The organism is Streptomyces sp. NPDC001108, assembly GCF_053598535.1.
This window is the reverse complement of sequence record NZ_JBSFKL010000006.1, coordinates 258465-274942: the sequence shown is the minus strand read 5'-3', so window position 1 is coordinate 274942 and position 16478 is coordinate 258465. Positions and strand designations below refer to the sequence as shown.

Genomic DNA, 16478 nt, shown 5'->3' with positions numbered 1-16478 from the left:
CGGGTGCCGCTCACGCGTCCGGCACCCAGCTCCCGTGGAAGCCGAGCGGCACCCGGCCCGGCAGGTGGACGCGGGCCAGCGGACGGCCGGTGAAGTCCTCCGCCGAGAGGACCACCAGGTCGCTCGCGCCCCGGTCCGGATCGTGCACGTACGACAGGAGGTAGCCGTCGTCCTCGTGCCGTGCCCCTCGGCGCGGCACGAAGACCGGCTCCGAGGCGGCCGCGCCCCGGGGGAAGCGGTGCACCTGCCGACTGCCGCGCAGCATGTCGTGCTTGACCAGGCAGTTGGTGAACGTCTCGTCCGGCGGCACCCCGTCGACCGTCCCGTAGGCGCGCCACATCTCCGCGGCGCACGCCGTGTAGGCGTACCGGTGCCGCCGGGAGACCAGCGACTCGTCGATGCGGGGGAACTCCTGCGGCAGGTCGTCGATCCGGGTGGTGCGGACCCGCCCGGCGCGCAGGTCGATGGTCCAGCGGTCGAGGGCCGGGGCCCCGGTGCCGGAGGGGCCGCCCTCGGTGCCCGCGACGTGGAACGGCGCGGGCATGGTGGTGAGTTCCATGACGATGGTGTCGCCCTGGTCGTAGGCGTTGAGCGTGTGCGAGAAGAAGACCGGGTCGATCTCGAACCAGCGGACGGCTCCCCCCGTCCGCTTCATCACCCCCACCCGCATCGGGTGCTTCGCGTTCCAGGTGTACGGAACCGCCGCGCCCGCCCGGGCGGCCGCCGGATCGAAGGTGACCGGCAGGTCGACGATCACCACGTACTTCCCGGTGAGGGCGAAGTCGTGCATCATCGGCGCGTCCGCCACCGGGATCCGGCTGGTCCGGGCCACCCGCCCGGTGTGGTCGACCACGATGTGCCGCACATGGTCCCAGGTCGGGTAGTACGCCACCGCGTGCAGCTCGTCCGCCACCGCGTCGTACTTGGTGTGCGCGGTGAACGCCCCCTCCAGCGTGGCGAGGAAGTCGTGGGGCCGGACGGTGTTCAGCTCGCCGTCCAGTTCGTACGGCAGCGGTCCGCTCTCCTGGAGCGCCAGGATGCGCCCCTTGTAGGGGATGACGTGGGTGTTGCACGCGAAGTCGTCCGGCGGGACCGGGCCGGGGTACGTCTCGCCCAGCTTGGCGGCCACCTGCGAGGAGCGGACCCACCGGTTGCGGTACCACTCGGCACGGCCGTCGCGCAGCCGCACGCCGTGCACCATGCCGTCGCCGATCATCCAGTGGTGGGCCCGCGGGTCCTCCAGGCCCAGTGGGTTGGGGCCGGTGCGCAGGTAGCGGCCGTCCAGATCGCGCGGCACCCGGCCGGTCACCGGGAGGCCGAACGCGGTGAGCTCCTCGGTGACGGGGGCGAAGGCCCCCTCCAGGAACGGGAACGACGCGCCGCCCCGGTCCGTGCCGTCCCGGGTGGCCGCCTGCGCGGCAGTGCCGTAGTGGCCGGGTCCGTAGCCCCCGACGACGCTGCCGACGGCCGCGAGCGCCGCTCCCCCGAGAACCCTTCGGCGGGTGTGACCGGTCATCGTTTCTCTCCGTCCGTGCGTCCGTGCCCCGGCGGGTTCCCGCCGGTTCGGGACCGAGTCTGCTGCGCCGCCGGCGGCCGGTCAGGAGGTCTGGGGCCCTGGCCGGGGTGGTGCTGACGCCACCCCCGAGGGGTGTCGCCGGGGCGCCGCAGGAGGCGCCGCGATGCGTCAACTCACGCGGGAACGCGGTACGTTGTACGCGTCATCGACATCTCCCCCGGCCGGACGGCCGGCAGGGGGGCTGCCCCGCCCGGCGAGGCGGTCGCACGAACGTACTACCCAGTCATCGGAGTGGAGTTGGGCGCCCGTTTCCCCCAGGTCCCGGGCAGCGGCTACGGTGCTGCTGTGGTAATCGACGGGGAGGACATGACATCCGGGACCGCGCTGCTGATCGCGGCAGCCCCGGCCGGCAAGGGCCGCCTCGTCGACGCGACCGGCGCCCTGTCCCCGCTGGCCGCGGTGGCACCCGGCATCCTGACCCGCTCCGCCACTGCCACCGTCGTCGAGCTCGCCGATCCGGCCGACCCGCAGACGGTGCTCACCCGCATCCGCGCCGCGGCCACCGAGCCCGGCCCGCTCACCCTCTACCTCGCGGGCCAGCTCCACCTCGACCACCGTCAGCGGCTGATCCACCTCGCGCTCGCCCGGACCACGCCCGCCACCCTGCGCTACACCTCGCTGCCCTGGCACTGGCTGGCCGCCGAGCTCGCGACGCGACGCCCGGGAACCACCACCGTCGTGGTCGACCTGGCCGCCGCCCCGGACGCCTGGCCGAAGCTCCACGCCGAGGGGCTCGGCCTCGGCCACGGAACCCGGCTGTACGGACGGATCGTTCCGCCGTCGGCCCGCCGCCGTCCGGCGGAACCGTCCTATCTGAAGGCACTCGCCGCCGTGTGGCGCAGCGGCCTCAATCCGCCGCTCGCCCGACTGCACGCGCAGACCGTCGCCCAGCTCGGCGCCGACAGCGCCCTGTTCATCGCCCCGGACACCGCTTCGCACCCCGCGCCGCCGCCTTCTCCCTCGGCGCCCGGCGGGCCGACCGCCTCCGCCCAGGGCCTCGCGGACCTCCCGTCCGCCGCCGGGAGCGATCCGCTGCCCGCGATCCTCGCGGCCGCCCACGCCGGGCGGCACGGCGAGGCCGCGTCGCTGGCCGCCCTGTGGGAGGGGTGGGCGCTGCGCACCCACGGCGCCGCCTCCGCCGAGGCCGTCCACTGGCTGGAGGTGCGGGCCGACCTCGCCCGCCTGGCCGGTGATCCGGCCCGCAGCTGCGAGCTGTGGACGGCCGCCGCCGACGCCCGCCTCGCCCGCCGCCAGCCGCCGGACGACCCCGCCGTGGAGGGTGCCGCGGACCGGGCCCACCACCAGTGGCAGGAGATCGGCGATCCGCGGCGGGCCCTGGAGCTCGGCCCGGCCCTGGTGGCCCTGCGTCAGCGGGTGCCCGGCCGACGTCCCGGAGCTGTCGAGGCCCTGCGGCACCGGCTGAAGCAGCTGGACTCCGCTCGTTCGCCCCGGACCGAACACCCCGTCAGCTGACGGACAGGGTGCCCGGCAGGCCGCCCCGTACCGCCTGACCAGCGGGCTCGCAGACGCGCTCCGATAGCATGTTCGGGCTCATGACGAGCGCCCCAGACGCCTGCCCTTCCCTGGAAAACCATGCCAAACGGATTGAAAAGTGCCCTGTCCAGCCAGAACCGAACAAATCGGCCAAACACTTGATATCTATAGCATCGCGGTTTTTTTCGCGTAGTAACTTCAGAGCTCTGATCACCGCATGGCGTCGGCCCCGGGCGATGCTGTGGACCGCGGCGGCCGTGGTGACCCTAGGTTTCCTCGTCGCGCTGGAGATCGCCGCGCGGCACTACGGTCTGCCGGGGCCGATCGTCACGCAGGCGCAGGAGGTGGTGGTCGCCCCCAAGTCGGGCTTCCTGCTGTACGCCAGCATGGCGCTGACGATGCTGGTCCTCACCTGGCGGCAGCGGCTCATCGCCCTCTGCGCCGCCGTCGGCATCGACATTGTCTTCCTCCTGGTCCGGTGGGTGGCCGGCATCGGTCTGAACGGGGGCCACCCCTTCGGCAACGGCGCGCTGTGGGTGATCATCGGCTGTGTGGTCATCGCCTTCACCCGGCGCACGGGCGCGGAGCGGACGCTGCTGCTGAAGGGCGTCGGGCTGGGGCTGCTGCTGGTGGCGGGCCGGAAGACCGGCGACACCTGGCTGCTCATCACGTCGAAGACCCGCTACGAGGTGCTCGACCAGTACGTCGCCGTCGCGGATCACGCGCTGGGCAATCCCTCGTGGCTGGTGGGCCGACTCGTCACGGCCACGGGACCGGTAGGCGCCCACTTCCTCGACGCCGTCTACACCCAGCTCCCGGTGGCGGCGGTCGCTGTCGCCGCGTACCAGTTGCGGCGCGTGGCGGTCGAGCGCCGCTTCCCGAGCCACCACCTGGTCCGCACCTTCCTGGTCATAGGGCTGCTCGGGCCCGGCATCTACATGATCTTCCCGGTGGTCGGACCGATCTTCGCCTATGGCGCGGACGGCGGGCACTGGGCGCTGGCCGACCTCTGGCCGAACACCCCGCCGCCGCTCGACGCCCCCCAGCACATGCCGTTCGACGGGATCACTCCGCGCAACTGCATGCCCAGCCTGCACACCGCATGGGCCACCGCGATCTTCATCCACTCCCGCAGGGGCCCCCGGTTCCTGCGGTACGCGGGGACGTTCTGGCTGATCGCCACGCTCGGCGCCACGCTGGGCTTCGGCTACCACTACGGTGCCGACATCATCGCCGGAGTCGTGTTCACGCTCACCATCGAGGCGGGGCTCCGCTCGCTCGAACGCGGCTGGGACCGGTCGGGGACCCTGCTCGTCGGCTACGGCACGGCGGTCTTCGCCGCGCTGCTGGTGGCGTACCGCTACCTGCCCACGGTGATGGCCGGAACCCCCTGGTTGTTCGGGCCGCTGCTCGTCCTCGCGATGGTCTCGGTCATCTACTGCTACGTGCGGACCACCGGGCGGTGGGATGCGAAGGTCGTACCGGTCCGGTCGGCACAGCCGCAGCCCGAACTCGCCTGAGGCGCTTCCCCCGGCGGCGCTCCTTCCGCTCACCGCGAGCGGAAGGGGCGCCGTCCGCGTTCAGTCTCGCGGGCGGGTGTGCGCTTCCAGGGCGTCGATGATCCGGGGCCAGAGCGGGCGCGGCCGGTCGTGCCCCATGTCGGCGAGGAGCAGGAGCTCCGCGCCCGGCACCAGTTCGGCCGTACGCTCCCCGCCGCTGGGGTGGACCAGGGTGTCGTCCAGGCCGTGGATCACCAGCGTCGGCACCCGCAGTGCGCGCAGCGCGTCGGTGCGCGGGCCGCTGAGTGTCATGGCGGCGAGTTGCCGGGCCGTTCCGGCCGGGTAGTGGCCACGGTCGTAGCTCCGGGCGGCCAGGTCGCGCAGGGCCGCCGGGTCGGCGTAGCGCTTGGAGGCCCACAGCAGGTCCCGCTCGGCCGCCGCCACGTACCCCTCGCGGTCCGAGGGCTTCGGGGCAAGGAGCGCCGCCTGGGCCTCGGGGCTGGAGCGGCCGTACTCGGGTTCGCCCGTCGTGGACATCATCGACGTCAGGGTCAGGACGCGCTCCGGCGCGGCGACGGCCATCAGCTGGGCGAGCAGCCCGCCCATCGACGAGCCGACCACATGGGCCCGCTCGATACCGAGGGCGGTGAGCAGGCCGAAGCCGTCGTCGGCCATGTCCTGGGCGGAGTAGGGCGCCATCGCGAGGGCCTCCGGGATGTCCCCGGCGCTCACCGTCCGGACGAACCGGGCCATGTCGACGGGGCGGTCGTCGAACCGGGTGGACAGTCCGCAGTCCCGGTTGTCGTAACGGATCACCCGGCGCCCGCGCTCCGCGAGCGCGCGGCAGAAGTCCTCGTGCCAGGTGATCATCTGTGCGCCGAGCCCCGCTACGAGCAGGACCGGCGGATCGGACGGATCACCGAAGGTCTCGTGGGCGAGGGAGATCCCGGACAGTGTTTCAGCGAGGGGCATACGGGGATTCTCCCAGCTCTTCCGGTTCGGTGCGACGCTCAGTCCCGCAGGCCGCAGCGCCGTTCGAGGGCCCTCAGGCGTTCCAGCTCGCGCTCCGCCGCCACCGGGTGGTCCAGGTCGAGGGCCATCGAGGCACGGGCGGTGATGTAGTCGATGTCCTCGCGGACGGCGCCGTCGAGGCCGGGGAGGGCCAGGAGGCGGCGGGCGCCGACTCTCAGGAGAATCGCGAGGGTGTCGAGACGTTCGCGGCGGTGCACGGACATGGTCCCGCGCAGCCGGTCCTTGGCGTAGTCACGCGCCTGCCCGTCCGCCTCGCGGGGCCTCGGTGCGGTGGGCGCCCAGCGGAGGCGGGCCTCCTCGGCCTCCTCGTACATGTCCGCCACCCTGGTCCGGGCGAACTCGCGGTCGCCGGCCGCCGCCGCCGCACGGGCCGACTCCAGCGCGGAGCGCAGCCGTTCGCGGACGACGGGGTCCTCCCCCGTCTCCGCGCCCAGGTACCCGGACCACACGTCGAACGCCTTGGCCAGTTCGGCGTCCAGCATGATCCTGTACGTGTCCGGCACTCCGCCGCCTCTCCGTCGGGCCCGCCCGGGTGCGGACGGCAGCGGTACACGATAGTCCGGGCCGCGCGCCCGCCACCTCCGGTTTTCCCGCGGAGCCCCCGGGCGCGGCCACTCGTACCGGTGGTGGGGAAGCGGTTTCCCTCCCGCTCGGGCAGGGCGCTGGGTAGCGTACGTCCGCCGGATCCGGTCGGTGTTCGCGTGTCCGGGACCGGTGAACCGGCCGTGTCCGGTGGGTGGATGGCGACGGCCGTCCATACTGCGGGCCTCCCGGTCGAGTCCTGCGGCGGACGCGGGGGTATGGAACTCGTATGAACCACACGTCGCCACGTGCCGGTTCGACTCCGCGAGCAGGGGCGACCGGCGTGGCGCGTTCCTCCGGGTGGAGACGGTCGAGTCGATCGACGGCACCGCTCGTACACCTCGGGCTGAAAGGAAGACGAATGGCAACTCCTCTGTCCGCCGCTGCCGTCCTCAAGGCGCTGCGCGCCGAGGGCGTGCGCGTGGTCGAGGTCGGGAACTGGCGTACCCACAACCGGAATGCGAAGGGCCCCTGGGGGCCGGTCAACGGGTCGGTCGTCCATCACACGGTGACCAAGGGCACCGCGAACACGGTCCGGATCGTGCGTGACGGCTACCCGGACCTGCCCGGTCCGCTGTGCCACGGGATGATCGCGAAGAACGGCCAGGTGCACCTGGTCGGCTGGGGCCGCGCCAACCATGCCGGCGGCGGCGACCCCAAGGTCCTGAACCAGGTGATAGCGGAGTCGTACGGCACCCGTCCCACCCCGCCCACCAAGGGCAACGCGAACGGGGTCGACGGCAACGCCCGGTTCTACGGCTGGGAATGCGAGAACCTCGGCAACGGCAAGGACCCCTGGCCCGCCGTCCAGTACGACGCGATCGTCCGCGTCCAGGCCGCCCTGTGCCGGGCGCACAAATGGTCCGCCAAATCCGTGATCGGACACCTGGAGTGGTCGAACGACAAGGTCGACCCCCGCGGTTTCACCATGGCCAAGCTCCGCGCCGACGTGGCGGAGCGGCTCAAGCACCCCGCGAGCTGGAACGGCTCCGACCCCGAGGAGGACCCCATGGCCGGAATCACCAAGCGCGACATCTTCGACGCCGTCTGGAAGACCGACGCGATCGGCGGTCCGGCGGACGCGGCGGACCACGCGACGAACCCGACGTGGCAGCCGCAGTCCATCCTGAAGGACATGCAGGCCCGCATCCGGTCCATGGACAAGCGGCTGGCCGCCCAGACGGCCGCGATCACCGCCCTCGCCGGTCAGCTCGGCACCGGCGCCGACTCGAAGACCGTGGTGGCCGCGGTCCAGGCCGCGATCGACCGGGCCGTCACCGAATCCGACTGAGGCCGCGGGCCGGCCTCCGTGCCCCGGTGGGGCGTGGGGGCCGGCCCCCGCTCAGTCCGTGCCCTTCTCACCGGTCGGCGGGACGGCACGGCCGGCGTTCAGCTCGAGGTGCCCGCCGGAGAACCGGCCGCGCATCCGGCGGTCGTGGGTGACGACGACGACGGCGCCCGGGAACTCGGCCAGGGCCCCTTCCAACTCCTCGACCAGGGCCGGGGAGAGGTGGTTGGTCGGCTCGTCCAGGAGGAGCAGATCGGCCGGATCGCCGACCAGCCGGGCCAGTTCGAGCCGACGGCGCTGCCCGTACGACAGCTCGCCCACCCTCCGCCGCAGATCGGCCGGGGCGAACAGGCCGAGTGCCAGCAGCCGTTCGGTCTGCTCGTCCAGGTCGCCCCCGCGTCCCCGGGCGAACGCCTGGGGCGCCGTCAGCCCCGGTGGCCATCTCGTCCCTTCCTGTCTCAGATGACCGACCCGGCCGCGTGTCCGCACCGTCCCCTCGTCGGGTGTCGTCTCGCCCGCCAGGAGCCGCATCAGCGTGGTCTTGCCCGCGCCGTTGGGGCCGGTGACCAGCAGACGGTCGCTGCCGCCGATCCGGAGCGACGGCAGGTGCAGCCGGTTCCCGACCCGGATGCCGTCGAGCTCGGCCACGGGCTGTTCCGTCCCGTCGTCGGCGGCGGTGGTCAACCGGCCGGTGAACACCAGTGGTTCGGGCGGTGGGGCGACGGGCCGCCCGGTCAGCCGCTCGACGCGTTCCTTCGCGTTGCGGATGCGGACCATGGCCCCGTGGCCGCGGCCCCGGGACCGGAATCCGCCGTGGCCGAAGACCGCGAGGGGCAGCTTGCGCGGGACCGCCGCCAGCCGTCCCGCGTTCGAGGCCGCCAGTTTCCGGTTGCGGTCCAGCTCCGCGCGCCAGTCGGCGTACTCCTGCAGGCGGCGGCGCCGTTCGGCGGCCTTGCCGGCGCGGTAGCCGTCGTAACCGTCGCCGTAGCGCGTCACCTTCCCTTCGTCGACTTCCAGGATCGTGGTGGCGACCCGTTCCAGGAACACCCGGTCGTGGGTGACCGCGACGACGGTGCCCCGGTGGGCCCGCAGACGGTCCTCCAGGCGGCCCAGCGCCCGTTCGTCCAGGTCGTTGGTCGGTTCGTCCAGCAGCAGCAGCTCCGGCCGGGACGCGAGCGTGGTGGCCAGCGCCAGCCGGGACCTCTCGCCGCCGGAGAGGGTGGCGAGCGTCCTGTCCCGGGCCAGCCCGGGGAGACCGAGTTCATGGAGCGCGACGTCCACCCGGGCGTCGGCTCCGTGGCCGCCGCGCGCCTCGTAGTGGGCGAGCAGCCGGGCGTAGTCGTCCAGTGCGGTGGTGAGCCGGGCCCCGGACAGTCCCTCCAGCCCGGTCTCGGCCTGCCGGATCCGCGCCTCCAGGTCGCGCAGATCGGCCATGGCCGCGTCCACCACGTCCTGGACACGCACCTCGGGCGGCAGCCGCGGCGACTGGGCGAGATGGGCCGAGCCGCCGGGCGCGGTCACGGTCAGCTCGCCGTTGTCGGGCCGGTCCAGCCCGGCGATCAGCCGGAGCAGCGTGGACTTTCCCGCTCCGTTCTCGCCGATGACGCCGACCTTCTCGCCGGGGCTGATGGTGAAGGAGACCCGGTCCAGCACGATGTGGTCGTCGTAGCGGCGGGTGACGTCGTGGAGTGCGAGTTGCGCGACGGGCATGGGTGAGCCCCCTGTTCTCGGCCGGGCCGATGGGTGTGGTCGGTGGGACGCGTCCGCGCACGCCGTGGAAGCCCCGCGCACCCTGCCGGGCAGGGCGCGGGGATCACGGAAGGAGAGGCGGCGCGGAGGAGAACGCGCGGCGGCGGAGCCGGACTCGACGCGGCCGCGCGGGGACTGTCACAGAGAACCCATGCGCAGCACCGTAGGCGCGGCGGCGGGGGCCCGCAAGGCGTTTTCCGAGCGGTTGACCGGTGCCGGTGCCGGTGCCGGTCCGTAGGATCGATCGCGTTCGCGCGGCCGCCGGTACGTCGGGGCCGGTGCCCGGCGCGGGCGGTGAGGAGCCGTTCATGGACCGTCCGCCGCACCCCGTACGTCCGGCCGCCTTCGGGGCGGTGTCCGCCCGGTTGTCGCTGCTGAGCGACCGTCGGCTCCGTGACGTGATGGCCTCGGCCACGACGCTCGGCTCCGGTGTCGGGGGCAGGACCGCCGAGTTCGAGGTCGACGGCACGCCGGTCTTCGTCAAGCGGATCCCGCTGACGGACATCGAGATGAGACCGGAGAACGTGCGGTCCACGGCGAACGTCTTCGGGCTGCCCGCGTTCTACCAGTACGGGGTGGGCTCGTCCGGGTTCGGCGCCTGGCGCGAGCTGGCCGTGCACGCCCTGACCACCGGGTGGGTGCTCGACGGCGCCTGCGCGGACTTCCCGCTGATGTACCACTGGCGGGTGCTCCCGGACACGCCGCCGAGCGGGTTCGCCGACGAGTTCGGAGGTATCGACGGGGCGGTCGCGCACTGGGAGGGGTCGTCGGCCGTGCGCGCCCGGCTGGAGGCCATTGGCCGGTCCGCCGCCTCCGTCGTGGTCTTCCTGGAGCATCTGCCGCAGACGCTCGCCGCCTGGCTCGCCGATCACCGGGAGAGAACGCCGGGCGACGGGTACGGGGCCCGGTACGCCTGGGCGGAGGAAGCCGTGATGCGTACGGCCGCCTTCATGCGCTCCCGGGGGCTCGTCCACTTCGACGCGCATTTCGACAACGTCCTGACCGACGGCCGCTCGGTCCGCTTCGCGGATTTCGGCCTCGCGCTGAGCACGGAGTTCGAGCTCTCCCCCGCCGAGTCCGCGTTCCTGGCCGCGCACCGCGCGTACGACAGCGACTACCTGGCGAACCATCTGCTCCGCCACCATCTCCCCACCGGGCTGCGCGGCGGACTGGGGCACGAGGAGTTCCTGCGCCGCTGGCTCACGGACGACCGGCCCGAGGGGGTGGCGCCGGGGGTCGCCTCGGTCATCGACCGGCATGCCCCGAGGGCCGTCGTCGTGGACGGGTTCCAGCGCCGGTTGGTCCACGGGAGCCGACGGACGCCGTACCCGGCCGCCGCGATCGAGCGGGCCGGGCGGTGAGCGGGCCGGGCGGTACGGTCACCGCCCGGGCGGCCGGAGTCCGGCGCGGCGGAGTACCGGAGTGGACAGGGCGAGCACGGCGGCGAGCAGGCAGACCCCGCCGCATCCGGTGAAGAACGCGCCCGCGCCCCACAGGTGGACGGTGATCCCGACGGCCGGGAAGAGCGCGGGGGCCAGGCCGAGCGTGCACAGCGTCGTGACCGAGGTGACCCGGCCGAGGTAGCGGGGATCCGTCTCCGTCTGGACCAGGGCGCCGGTCACCGTGGTGGTGAATCCGCTGCTCATGCCGATCAGGGCGCCGAACGCGACGGCTCCGGGCAAGGAGGCGGCGTGCCCCAGGGCGACCGCCCCCGCGGCGGTGACGAGCAGGGCGCCCGCCATGGTGAGGCCGGCGCGGGGTATTCGGGGCGCCGCGGTGAGCAGCAGTGCGGCGGCCGCGGCTCCGACGCTGAAGGCGCCGGCGATCCATCCCATGCCGGGCGCGCCCCAGCCGCGTTCGTCCGCCAGGAGCACCAGTCCGGTGGCGACCGGGCCGCTGAAGCACATCTCGCTCAGGCCGGTCACGACGACGAGTGGGGCGAGCAGCCGGTGGCGGCGCAGGTAGCGCAGCCCGTCGCCCAGTTCGCGCCGGGCGGAGCCACAGGGCAGGGGGGCGGGGCCGGGCGGTTCGCAGGTCCGCACCGTGAGCAGGAGGACGAGCGAGACCGCGAACAGCGCTCCGGAGGCGGCGAACGCGCCGGCCGTGCCACCGGACACCAGTAACGCCCCCGCGAGGAGCGGCCCGGTGGCGTTGCCGAGCCGGATCGACAGGCCGCGCATGCCCTGGACCCGGGCGAGTTGGGCGGGCTCGGTGATCCGGGGCGGGAGGGCGCCCACCGCCGGCATGAACACCGCGTCGACCGCGCCGAAGACCAGCGCGACGGCGATCAGCAGCCATACGCCCGGTGCCGCCGCCACGACCGCCCCGGCGGTCACCAGGATCACCCCGCAGCGGACCGCGTCGCTGACGACGGCGACCCGGCGCGGCCCGAAGCGGTCGGCGACCACTCCCCCGCCGAGCATGAGCACCGCGCGCGGCAGCGCCCCCGCCGAGACCACCAGACCCACCTGCGAGGGTCCGGCGACCCGGGTGGCCGCCCAGGACAGGGCGAGGAAGTACACGACGTCGCCCGTGACCGAGGCCGTGTACGCGGTGAGCCAGCGCAGGACGTTGACGTCCCGGTACGCGGGCCGCGGTGGGGCCGCCGGAGCGGGGAGGCTCACGCTCCGGCGTCCGGCGGCAGGACCGTGCCGGGCGCCGGGAACGCCTGCACCTGGACGAAGACCGGCGAAGTGCCCTCGGGTACCCCGCCCGACCGGTCGCGGTACCGGGTGATCACCTCGAAGATCTCGTCCCGCATCAGGCTGGTGTCATCGGGGGTCAGATGGAGCAGGAAGTCGCCGTAGGCGGTGGCCCGGAGCCAGTCCTCGGGGAGCAGCGGCACTTCCCGCGCGGCCCGGTGCAGGCGGTCGGCGGCGACTTCGGCCACGGCCTGGGTGTAGGCGCGGCCGGTGTCGCGCTGTTCGGCGGTGGCCGTCGCCGGGTCGTGGACCGACTGGCGGTGGACGGACCTCCACCAGCGTTCCCGTCCGGTGCCCCGGTCGGGTTCCTCCTCGATGAGTCCGCCCGCCGCGAGTCGGCGCAGGTGGTAGCTGGCGGCGCCGGGGTTGATGCCCAGTGCGTCGGCGACGTGGGTGGCGGTGGCGGGGCCGCGCTCGCGCAGCAGGGCGAGCACGGTCAGCCGCAGGGGGTGGGCGAGCACGCGCAGGGCCGCGGTGCCGAGTTCGACATCGCGCGGGGGTGGGAGGTCCGAGGCGGTCATGCGCAGACGATAGCCCCACAACAGTTCTTTCGAAAGAGTTGTTGTGAAGGGCGTACGCTCCCGATGCCCGCCTCGGTCGTCGCCGGCCGCCGGCTCTTGTCCGGCGACGCGCATGCGGCGATCATGGAATCTCGACGACTCGTTCTGCGAAAGGCCCCCGTGCGCAAGCTCGTGTACTTCATCGCGTCCACCCTCGACGGATACATAGCCGGACCGGACGGCGCCGACCCGACCGGCCCGGACGGCTTCTGGCCGATCCCCGAGGAGTACGTCCGGCACCTCGTGGAGAAGTACCCGGAGACGCTGCCCGGCCCGGCCCGTGCCGCACTGTCCGTCACCGACCCGGGCAGCCGTTTCGACACGGTCCTCGAAGGGCGGCGTTCCTACGAGCTCGGCCTGCGGGTCGGGGTGACCGACGCCTATCCGCACCTGCGCCATCTGGTGTTCTCACGGACGATCGGCGAGAGCCCGGACCCGGCGGTGGAGATCGTCGCGGACGATCCGGTGGAGGTCGTACGGGAGTTGAAGCAGCAGGACGGGAAGGACATCTGGCTGCTGGGCGGGGCCGAGCTGGCCGCTTCGCTGTACTCCGAGATCGACGGAATGATCGTGAAGCTGAGCCCGATGACCATCGGTTCCGGGATCCCGCTCTTCTCCGGCGGGGCTCCCTTCGATCCCCGCGCCTGGGACCTCACCGACCACACCGTGCTGGAGTCCGGGGCGGTCTTCCTCACGTACGCCCGCGCGGCGGCAGCCACCGCGTAGCACGAGGTCACGGGTGGTCCGGGGCGGAATCCCCGTGGCCGTGCGACGGGCCGTACGGGTATCGTCCGGCACCCGGACGGCCCGCCCCGAGGCCCGACCCGCGGAAGGATCCGTTTCATGACCGGCGCGCGAGCGACGACGACCCTGTGGCGCCCGACCGGCCCGGAGGAGCTGGAGCTGGTCCGGGAGTCGGGCTGGCGTGCCTGGCCGCCCCGCCTGCCCGAGCAGCCCCTCTTCTATCCGGTCCTCGACGAGGAGTACGCGATCATGATCGCGCGGGACTGGAACGTGAAGCACAGCGGAGCCGGGTTCGTGACGCGTTTCGAGGTCGATTCGGAGTTCCTGCGGCGCTATCCGGTGCGTCAGGCCGGTGGGAGGACCATCCTCGAACTGTGGGTCCCGGCGGACGAGCTCGACGACTTCAACGCCCACATCGTCGGCGGGATCCAGGTGGTCCACACCTTCCGGTAGCCGGCGGGGCGCCGCCTCACCCGTACAGGTCCGGGCGCCCGTGCGAGGATCGCGGCGTGAACGAGCCACGCCTCCGCCTCGCCGACGCGTCCGACGCCGCCGCTCTGGTCCGGCTCCGCGACGGGGCCGCCCGTTGGATGCTCGGCCGGGGCATCACCGGCCAGTGGCGCCCCGGCGAGCTCGGCGAGGACCATTTCCGCCGGGTCATGACGAGCGGTGAGGTCTGGGTCGCCGAGGACCGGGGCCGGCTGTTCGGGGCCTGGGAACTGTGGTGGGCGGACGAGGACGCCTGGGGGCCGCAGCCGCCGGTGGCCGGATATGTGCACCGGCTGATGGTCGACCGCGGCAACGCCCCCGCGGGAGCGGGCCGGAGGCTGCTGCGGGCCGCCGAGCGGCGAGTGGCCGAGGCGGGGAGGACGCGCGTCCGCCTCGACTGCCTGGCCACCAACGCGCGCCTGACCGCCTACTACCTGGCCGAGGGGTACCGGGCCGTCGGCCACAAGGCGGGCAAACCGCAGCCGGGCGGCGCGCCCAAGTCGTTCACGCTTCTGGAGAAGACCCTGCGGCCGGGGAGACCGCCGGAGGCGGACCGCCGCGCCTGACCGTCCCGGTCACCCCTGGGGCGGCCGTCCGTCCGGGCGGCCCGTGCGGGACCAGGTGAGCCCTTCGAGCCGCTCGATGCTCTGGTTGAACTCGATGAGCAGGGTGACGAACTCCTCGGTCCGCTCCTGGGTCCACCCCGAGATCTCGATGAGGCGGTCCGCCCCGGCGCGGCTGACGGCGCGGTCCGCCGCCAGTCGTTCCAGGCCGAGCGCGGTGGGACGGAACTTGCGGGCCACTCCGCCGTCGGGGTCGGGGATGCGTTCCACCAGCCCGTTCCGGAGCATGGCGCTGACCTGCCGGTTGATGGTGGAGATATCGACCTGGAAGGTGAGCGCCAGCTCCTTGAGCGTGAGCGGCTCGCCGACTTCCAGCCGGGTGAGCAGCACATACGCCGAGCGCTCCAGGCTCTGGCCCGCACGGGGGCCCCGGGCGGCGATGAAGTGCCGGGAGAGCAGGGTCAGCTCCCGCTCCAGATCGCTCAGCCGGGACTCTTGCTCACTCATCGCTCGACCCTCTCCCACCATTGGTTCCCCGCCATCATCGCGCATGGCCGCACCGCTCCCGAGGCCACCACCCGAGATGTTTGTGCACAGTGCACACGATGTGTACTGTGCACAATGTGGGTGGCGCGGCATTCCCCGCCGGGCACCGGCAGAACCACCGGCACGACGAAAGGATCAGGGCCATGGAACGCCTCAAGGACAAGGTGGCGGTCATCACCGGCGCGGGCAGCGGCATCGGGCGGGCCGCCGCCGAGCTGATGGGCCGCGAGGGCGCCCGGGTCGTGGTCGCCGACCACCACGGGCAGAGCGCGGAGGAGACCGCCACCCTCGTCGAGGCCGCGGGCGGGCGGGCGCTGCCGGTCACCGTGGACGTCACCGACGAGGGCTCGGTCGCGGACATGGTCGCCGCGGCCGTCGCCGAGTTCGGCGGGCTGCACGTCCTGTGCAACCACGTCGGCGGCACCAACCCGCGCAAGGACCTGGACCTGCTCCGCATGGACATGGACGAGTTCGACCGGGCCGTCACCCTCAACATGCGCAGCACCCTTCTCGGCTCCCGGCACGCGGTCCCCCACATGATCAGCGCCGGTGGCGGGTCGATCATCAACACCGCGTCCGTGGCCGCGCTCGTCGGCGACGTCCTGCAGACCTCGTACGGCGCCGTGAAGGCCGCGGTGGTCAGCATGACGAAGTCGATCGCCGTCCAGTACGGACCGCAGGGCATCCGCTGCAACGCGGTGGCCCCCGGTGCGGTGATGACCCCCGCCCTGGAGAACAACCTGCCCGAGGACGTCATCGCGGCACTGAAGAAGGGCAACGCGCTTCCTTACCTGGGCGCCCCCGAGGACATCGGGCACACCATGGTCTTCCTCGCCTCCGACGAGTCCCGCTACCTCACCGGCCAACTCCTGGTCGTCGACGGCGGCATGACCATGCAGTCCTCCGCCGCCCCCGGACGACGGGCCATGCTTCCGGGATAAGGTCGGTGCCGGGCAGCCGGTTCCACGCGGGCGGTGCGGGGTTCTCCCGTACCGCCCAAATAATTTTGCACACCACGCAAAAATGCATAGCATGCACGTCATGACCTCCGCCGACCCGTCTCTCGGGCTGCGTGAACGCAAGAAGCGTGCCACGCGCAGAGCCCTCGCGGACACGGCGCTGCGCATGGCCGCGGAACGCGGCATCGACGAGGTGACCGTGGAAGCGGTCACCGACGCGGTCGGCGTATCCGTCCGCACCTTCTTCAACTACTTCCCGTGCCTGGAGGAAGCGATCACCCGCCCCCTCCAGGAGGACGCCGAACGGGTCTGCCGGGCCGTGCTGGACGCACCGTCCGACTTCACCGTGCTCCAGGCCCTGCGCGAGGCCATCGCCCAGGAACTCGCCCACATCGAAGAGGACCACGAACGCTGGGAGCTCCAGATGGCGGTGGTGCGGAAGAGCCCGTCGCTGCTCCCCCGGTTCCTGGCCGCCCAGGGCGCGGACGAACGGGCGCTGGTCGCCGTCGTCGCCGAACGGCTCGGCCAGGACCCCGAGTCCGACCTCCGCCCCCGGCTCGTCGCCCATGTGGCGATCGCCGCCGTACGCGCCTCCGTCGAGCTCTGGGTGGCCTCGGGACGCACCCGCACGTTCCAGAGCATCTACCACGAGGCGTTCACCGCACTGGCCGCGGGCCTGAACGACTGACCCATGC

Annotated in this window: 16 protein-coding genes; 9 read left to right on the top strand and 7 right to left on the bottom strand. The window is 73.0% G+C overall.

Annotation, left to right across the window (positions count from 1 at the left end; genetic code table 11):
* Nucleotides 1–10: 10 nt before the first annotated feature.
* Nucleotides 11–1516: a carotenoid oxygenase family protein gene (locus tag ACWC97_RS16615; RefSeq protein WP_352278711.1), complete on the bottom strand. Its 1506-nt coding sequence runs from the start codon at nucleotides 1514–1516 to the stop codon at nucleotides 11–13.
* A gap of 366 nt (nucleotides 1517–1882) precedes the next feature.
* Here ACWC97_RS16615 and ACWC97_RS16610 point away from each other — a divergent pair, with 366 nt between their 5' ends.
* Both ACWC97_RS16610 and ACWC97_RS16605 read left to right on the top strand, forming a co-directional pair.
* Nucleotides 1883–3049: a hypothetical protein gene (locus ACWC97_RS16610; protein WP_352278712.1), complete on the top strand. Its 1167-nt coding sequence runs from the start codon at nucleotides 1883–1885 to the stop codon at nucleotides 3047–3049.
* Between the two features lie 257 nt (nucleotides 3050–3306).
* Nucleotides 3307–4590: a phosphatase PAP2 family protein gene (locus ACWC97_RS16605; protein ID WP_450649940.1), complete on the top strand. Its 1284-nt coding sequence runs from the start codon at nucleotides 3307–3309 to the stop codon at nucleotides 4588–4590.
* A 60-nt stretch (nucleotides 4591–4650) separates the two neighbouring features.
* Here ACWC97_RS16605 and ACWC97_RS16600 read toward each other — a convergent pair whose 3' ends face one another.
* Both ACWC97_RS16600 and ACWC97_RS16595 read right to left on the bottom strand, forming a co-directional pair.
* Nucleotides 4651–5541 (bottom strand): alpha/beta fold hydrolase, encoded by an 891-nt coding sequence (locus ACWC97_RS16600; RefSeq protein ID WP_450649938.1) that lies wholly within the window; start codon nucleotides 5539–5541, stop codon nucleotides 4651–4653.
* A gap of 38 nt (nucleotides 5542–5579) precedes the next feature.
* Nucleotides 5580–6104, bottom strand: a complete 525-nt coding sequence (locus tag ACWC97_RS16595; RefSeq protein ID WP_450649936.1) for a hypothetical protein — start codon at nucleotides 6102–6104, stop codon at nucleotides 5580–5582.
* Between the two features lie 440 nt (nucleotides 6105–6544).
* Here ACWC97_RS16595 and ACWC97_RS16590 point away from each other — a divergent pair, with 440 nt between their 5' ends.
* A complete protein-coding gene (locus tag ACWC97_RS16590) occupies nucleotides 6545–7474 on the top strand; it encodes an N-acetylmuramoyl-L-alanine amidase (protein ID WP_352278718.1) in 930 nt (309 codons plus the stop codon).
* 51 nt (nucleotides 7475–7525) lie between these two features.
* On the opposite strand, the gene ACWC97_RS16585 is transcribed toward ACWC97_RS16590, so the two are convergent.
* Complete coding sequence (locus ACWC97_RS16585; RefSeq protein WP_450649934.1) at nucleotides 7526–9181, bottom strand: TlrC/CarA/OleB/SrmB family ABC-F type ribosomal protection protein; 1656 nt, start codon at nucleotides 9179–9181, stop codon at nucleotides 7526–7528.
* Nucleotides 9182–9528: 347 nt separating this feature from the next.
* Here ACWC97_RS16585 and ACWC97_RS16580 point away from each other — a divergent pair, with 347 nt between their 5' ends.
* Nucleotides 9529–10581: a protein kinase family protein gene (locus ACWC97_RS16580; protein ID WP_450649932.1), complete on the top strand. Its 1053-nt coding sequence runs from the start codon at nucleotides 9529–9531 to the stop codon at nucleotides 10579–10581.
* 18 nt (nucleotides 10582–10599) lie between these two features.
* Here the strand turns inward: ACWC97_RS16580 and ACWC97_RS16575 are convergent, their stop codons facing one another.
* Both ACWC97_RS16575 and ACWC97_RS16570 read right to left on the bottom strand, forming a co-directional pair.
* Nucleotides 10600–11844 (bottom strand): MFS transporter, encoded by a 1245-nt coding sequence (locus ACWC97_RS16575; protein WP_450649930.1) that lies wholly within the window; start codon nucleotides 11842–11844, stop codon nucleotides 10600–10602.
* Nucleotides 11841–12443, bottom strand: a complete 603-nt coding sequence (locus ACWC97_RS16570; protein WP_450649928.1) for an ArsR/SmtB family transcription factor — start codon at nucleotides 12441–12443, stop codon at nucleotides 11841–11843. Before ACWC97_RS16570 ends, ACWC97_RS16575 begins: the two co-directional genes overlap by 4 nt.
* Nucleotides 12444–12602: 159 nt before the next feature.
* Between ACWC97_RS16570 and ACWC97_RS16565 the strand changes: the two genes are divergently transcribed.
* The 3 genes from ACWC97_RS16565 (at nucleotide 12603) to ACWC97_RS16555 (ending at nucleotide 14281) form a co-directional block, all read left to right on the top strand.
* On the top strand, nucleotides 12603–13208 hold the full coding sequence (locus tag ACWC97_RS16565; protein ID WP_450649926.1) for a dihydrofolate reductase family protein: 606 nt from the start codon (nucleotides 12603–12605) through the stop codon (nucleotides 13206–13208).
* Between the two features lie 117 nt (nucleotides 13209–13325).
* A complete protein-coding gene (locus ACWC97_RS16560) occupies nucleotides 13326–13679 on the top strand; it encodes a hypothetical protein (RefSeq protein WP_385212252.1) in 354 nt (117 codons plus the stop codon).
* 56 nt (nucleotides 13680–13735) lie between these two features.
* Nucleotides 13736–14281 (top strand): GNAT family N-acetyltransferase, encoded by a 546-nt coding sequence (locus ACWC97_RS16555; RefSeq protein WP_450649924.1) that lies wholly within the window; start codon nucleotides 13736–13738, stop codon nucleotides 14279–14281.
* 9 nt (nucleotides 14282–14290) lie between these two features.
* Here ACWC97_RS16555 and ACWC97_RS16550 read toward each other — a convergent pair whose 3' ends face one another.
* The gene (locus ACWC97_RS16550; RefSeq protein WP_450649922.1) at nucleotides 14291–14785 is read right to left on the bottom strand and encodes a MarR family winged helix-turn-helix transcriptional regulator; all 495 of its coding nucleotides are present in this window, start codon (nucleotides 14783–14785) and stop codon (nucleotides 14291–14293) included.
* 182 nt (nucleotides 14786–14967) lie between these two features.
* On the opposite strand from ACWC97_RS16550, the gene ACWC97_RS16545 reads away from it, so the two are divergent.
* Nucleotides 14968–15765: an SDR family NAD(P)-dependent oxidoreductase gene (locus tag ACWC97_RS16545; protein ID WP_450649920.1), complete on the top strand. Its 798-nt coding sequence runs from the start codon at nucleotides 14968–14970 to the stop codon at nucleotides 15763–15765.
* A gap of 100 nt (nucleotides 15766–15865) precedes the next feature.
* A complete protein-coding gene (locus tag ACWC97_RS16540) occupies nucleotides 15866–16471 on the top strand; it encodes an acyl-CoA-like ligand-binding transcription factor (protein ID WP_450649918.1) in 606 nt (201 codons plus the stop codon).
* Nucleotides 16472–16478: the final 7 nt, after the last annotated feature.

Bases quoted from the DNA above. Each gene is read 5' to 3' on its own strand.
- ACWC97_RS16615 (WP_352278711.1), bottom strand. From the start codon at position 1,516: ATGACCGGTCACACCCGCCGAAGGGTTCTCGGGGGAGCGGCGCTCGCG.
- ACWC97_RS16610 (WP_352278712.1), top strand. From the start codon at position 1,883: ATGACATCCGGGACCGCGCTGCTGATCGCGGCAGCCCCGGCCGGCAAG.
- ACWC97_RS16605 (WP_450649940.1), top strand. From the start codon at position 3,307: ATGCTGTGGACCGCGGCGGCCGTGGTGACCCTAGGTTTCCTCGTCGCG.
- ACWC97_RS16600 (WP_450649938.1), bottom strand. From the start codon at position 5,541: ATGCCCCTCGCTGAAACACTGTCCGGGATCTCCCTCGCCCACGAGACC.
- ACWC97_RS16590 (WP_352278718.1), top strand. From the start codon at position 6,545: ATGGCAACTCCTCTGTCCGCCGCTGCCGTCCTCAAGGCGCTGCGCGCC.
- ACWC97_RS16585 (WP_450649934.1), bottom strand. From the start codon at position 9,181: ATGCCCGTCGCGCAACTCGCACTCCACGACGTCACCCGCCGCTACGAC.
- ACWC97_RS16580 (WP_450649932.1), top strand. From the start codon at position 9,529: ATGGACCGTCCGCCGCACCCCGTACGTCCGGCCGCCTTCGGGGCGGTG.
- ACWC97_RS16570 (WP_450649928.1), bottom strand. From the start codon at position 12,443: ATGACCGCCTCGGACCTCCCACCCCCGCGCGATGTCGAACTCGGCACC.
- ACWC97_RS16560 (WP_385212252.1), top strand. From the start codon at position 13,326: ATGACCGGCGCGCGAGCGACGACGACCCTGTGGCGCCCGACCGGCCCG.
- ACWC97_RS16550 (WP_450649922.1), bottom strand. From the start codon at position 14,785: ATGAGTGAGCAAGAGTCCCGGCTGAGCGATCTGGAGCGGGAGCTGACC.
- ACWC97_RS16545 (WP_450649920.1), top strand. From the start codon at position 14,968: ATGGAACGCCTCAAGGACAAGGTGGCGGTCATCACCGGCGCGGGCAGC.
- ACWC97_RS16540 (WP_450649918.1), top strand. From the start codon at position 15,866: ATGACCTCCGCCGACCCGTCTCTCGGGCTGCGTGAACGCAAGAAGCGT.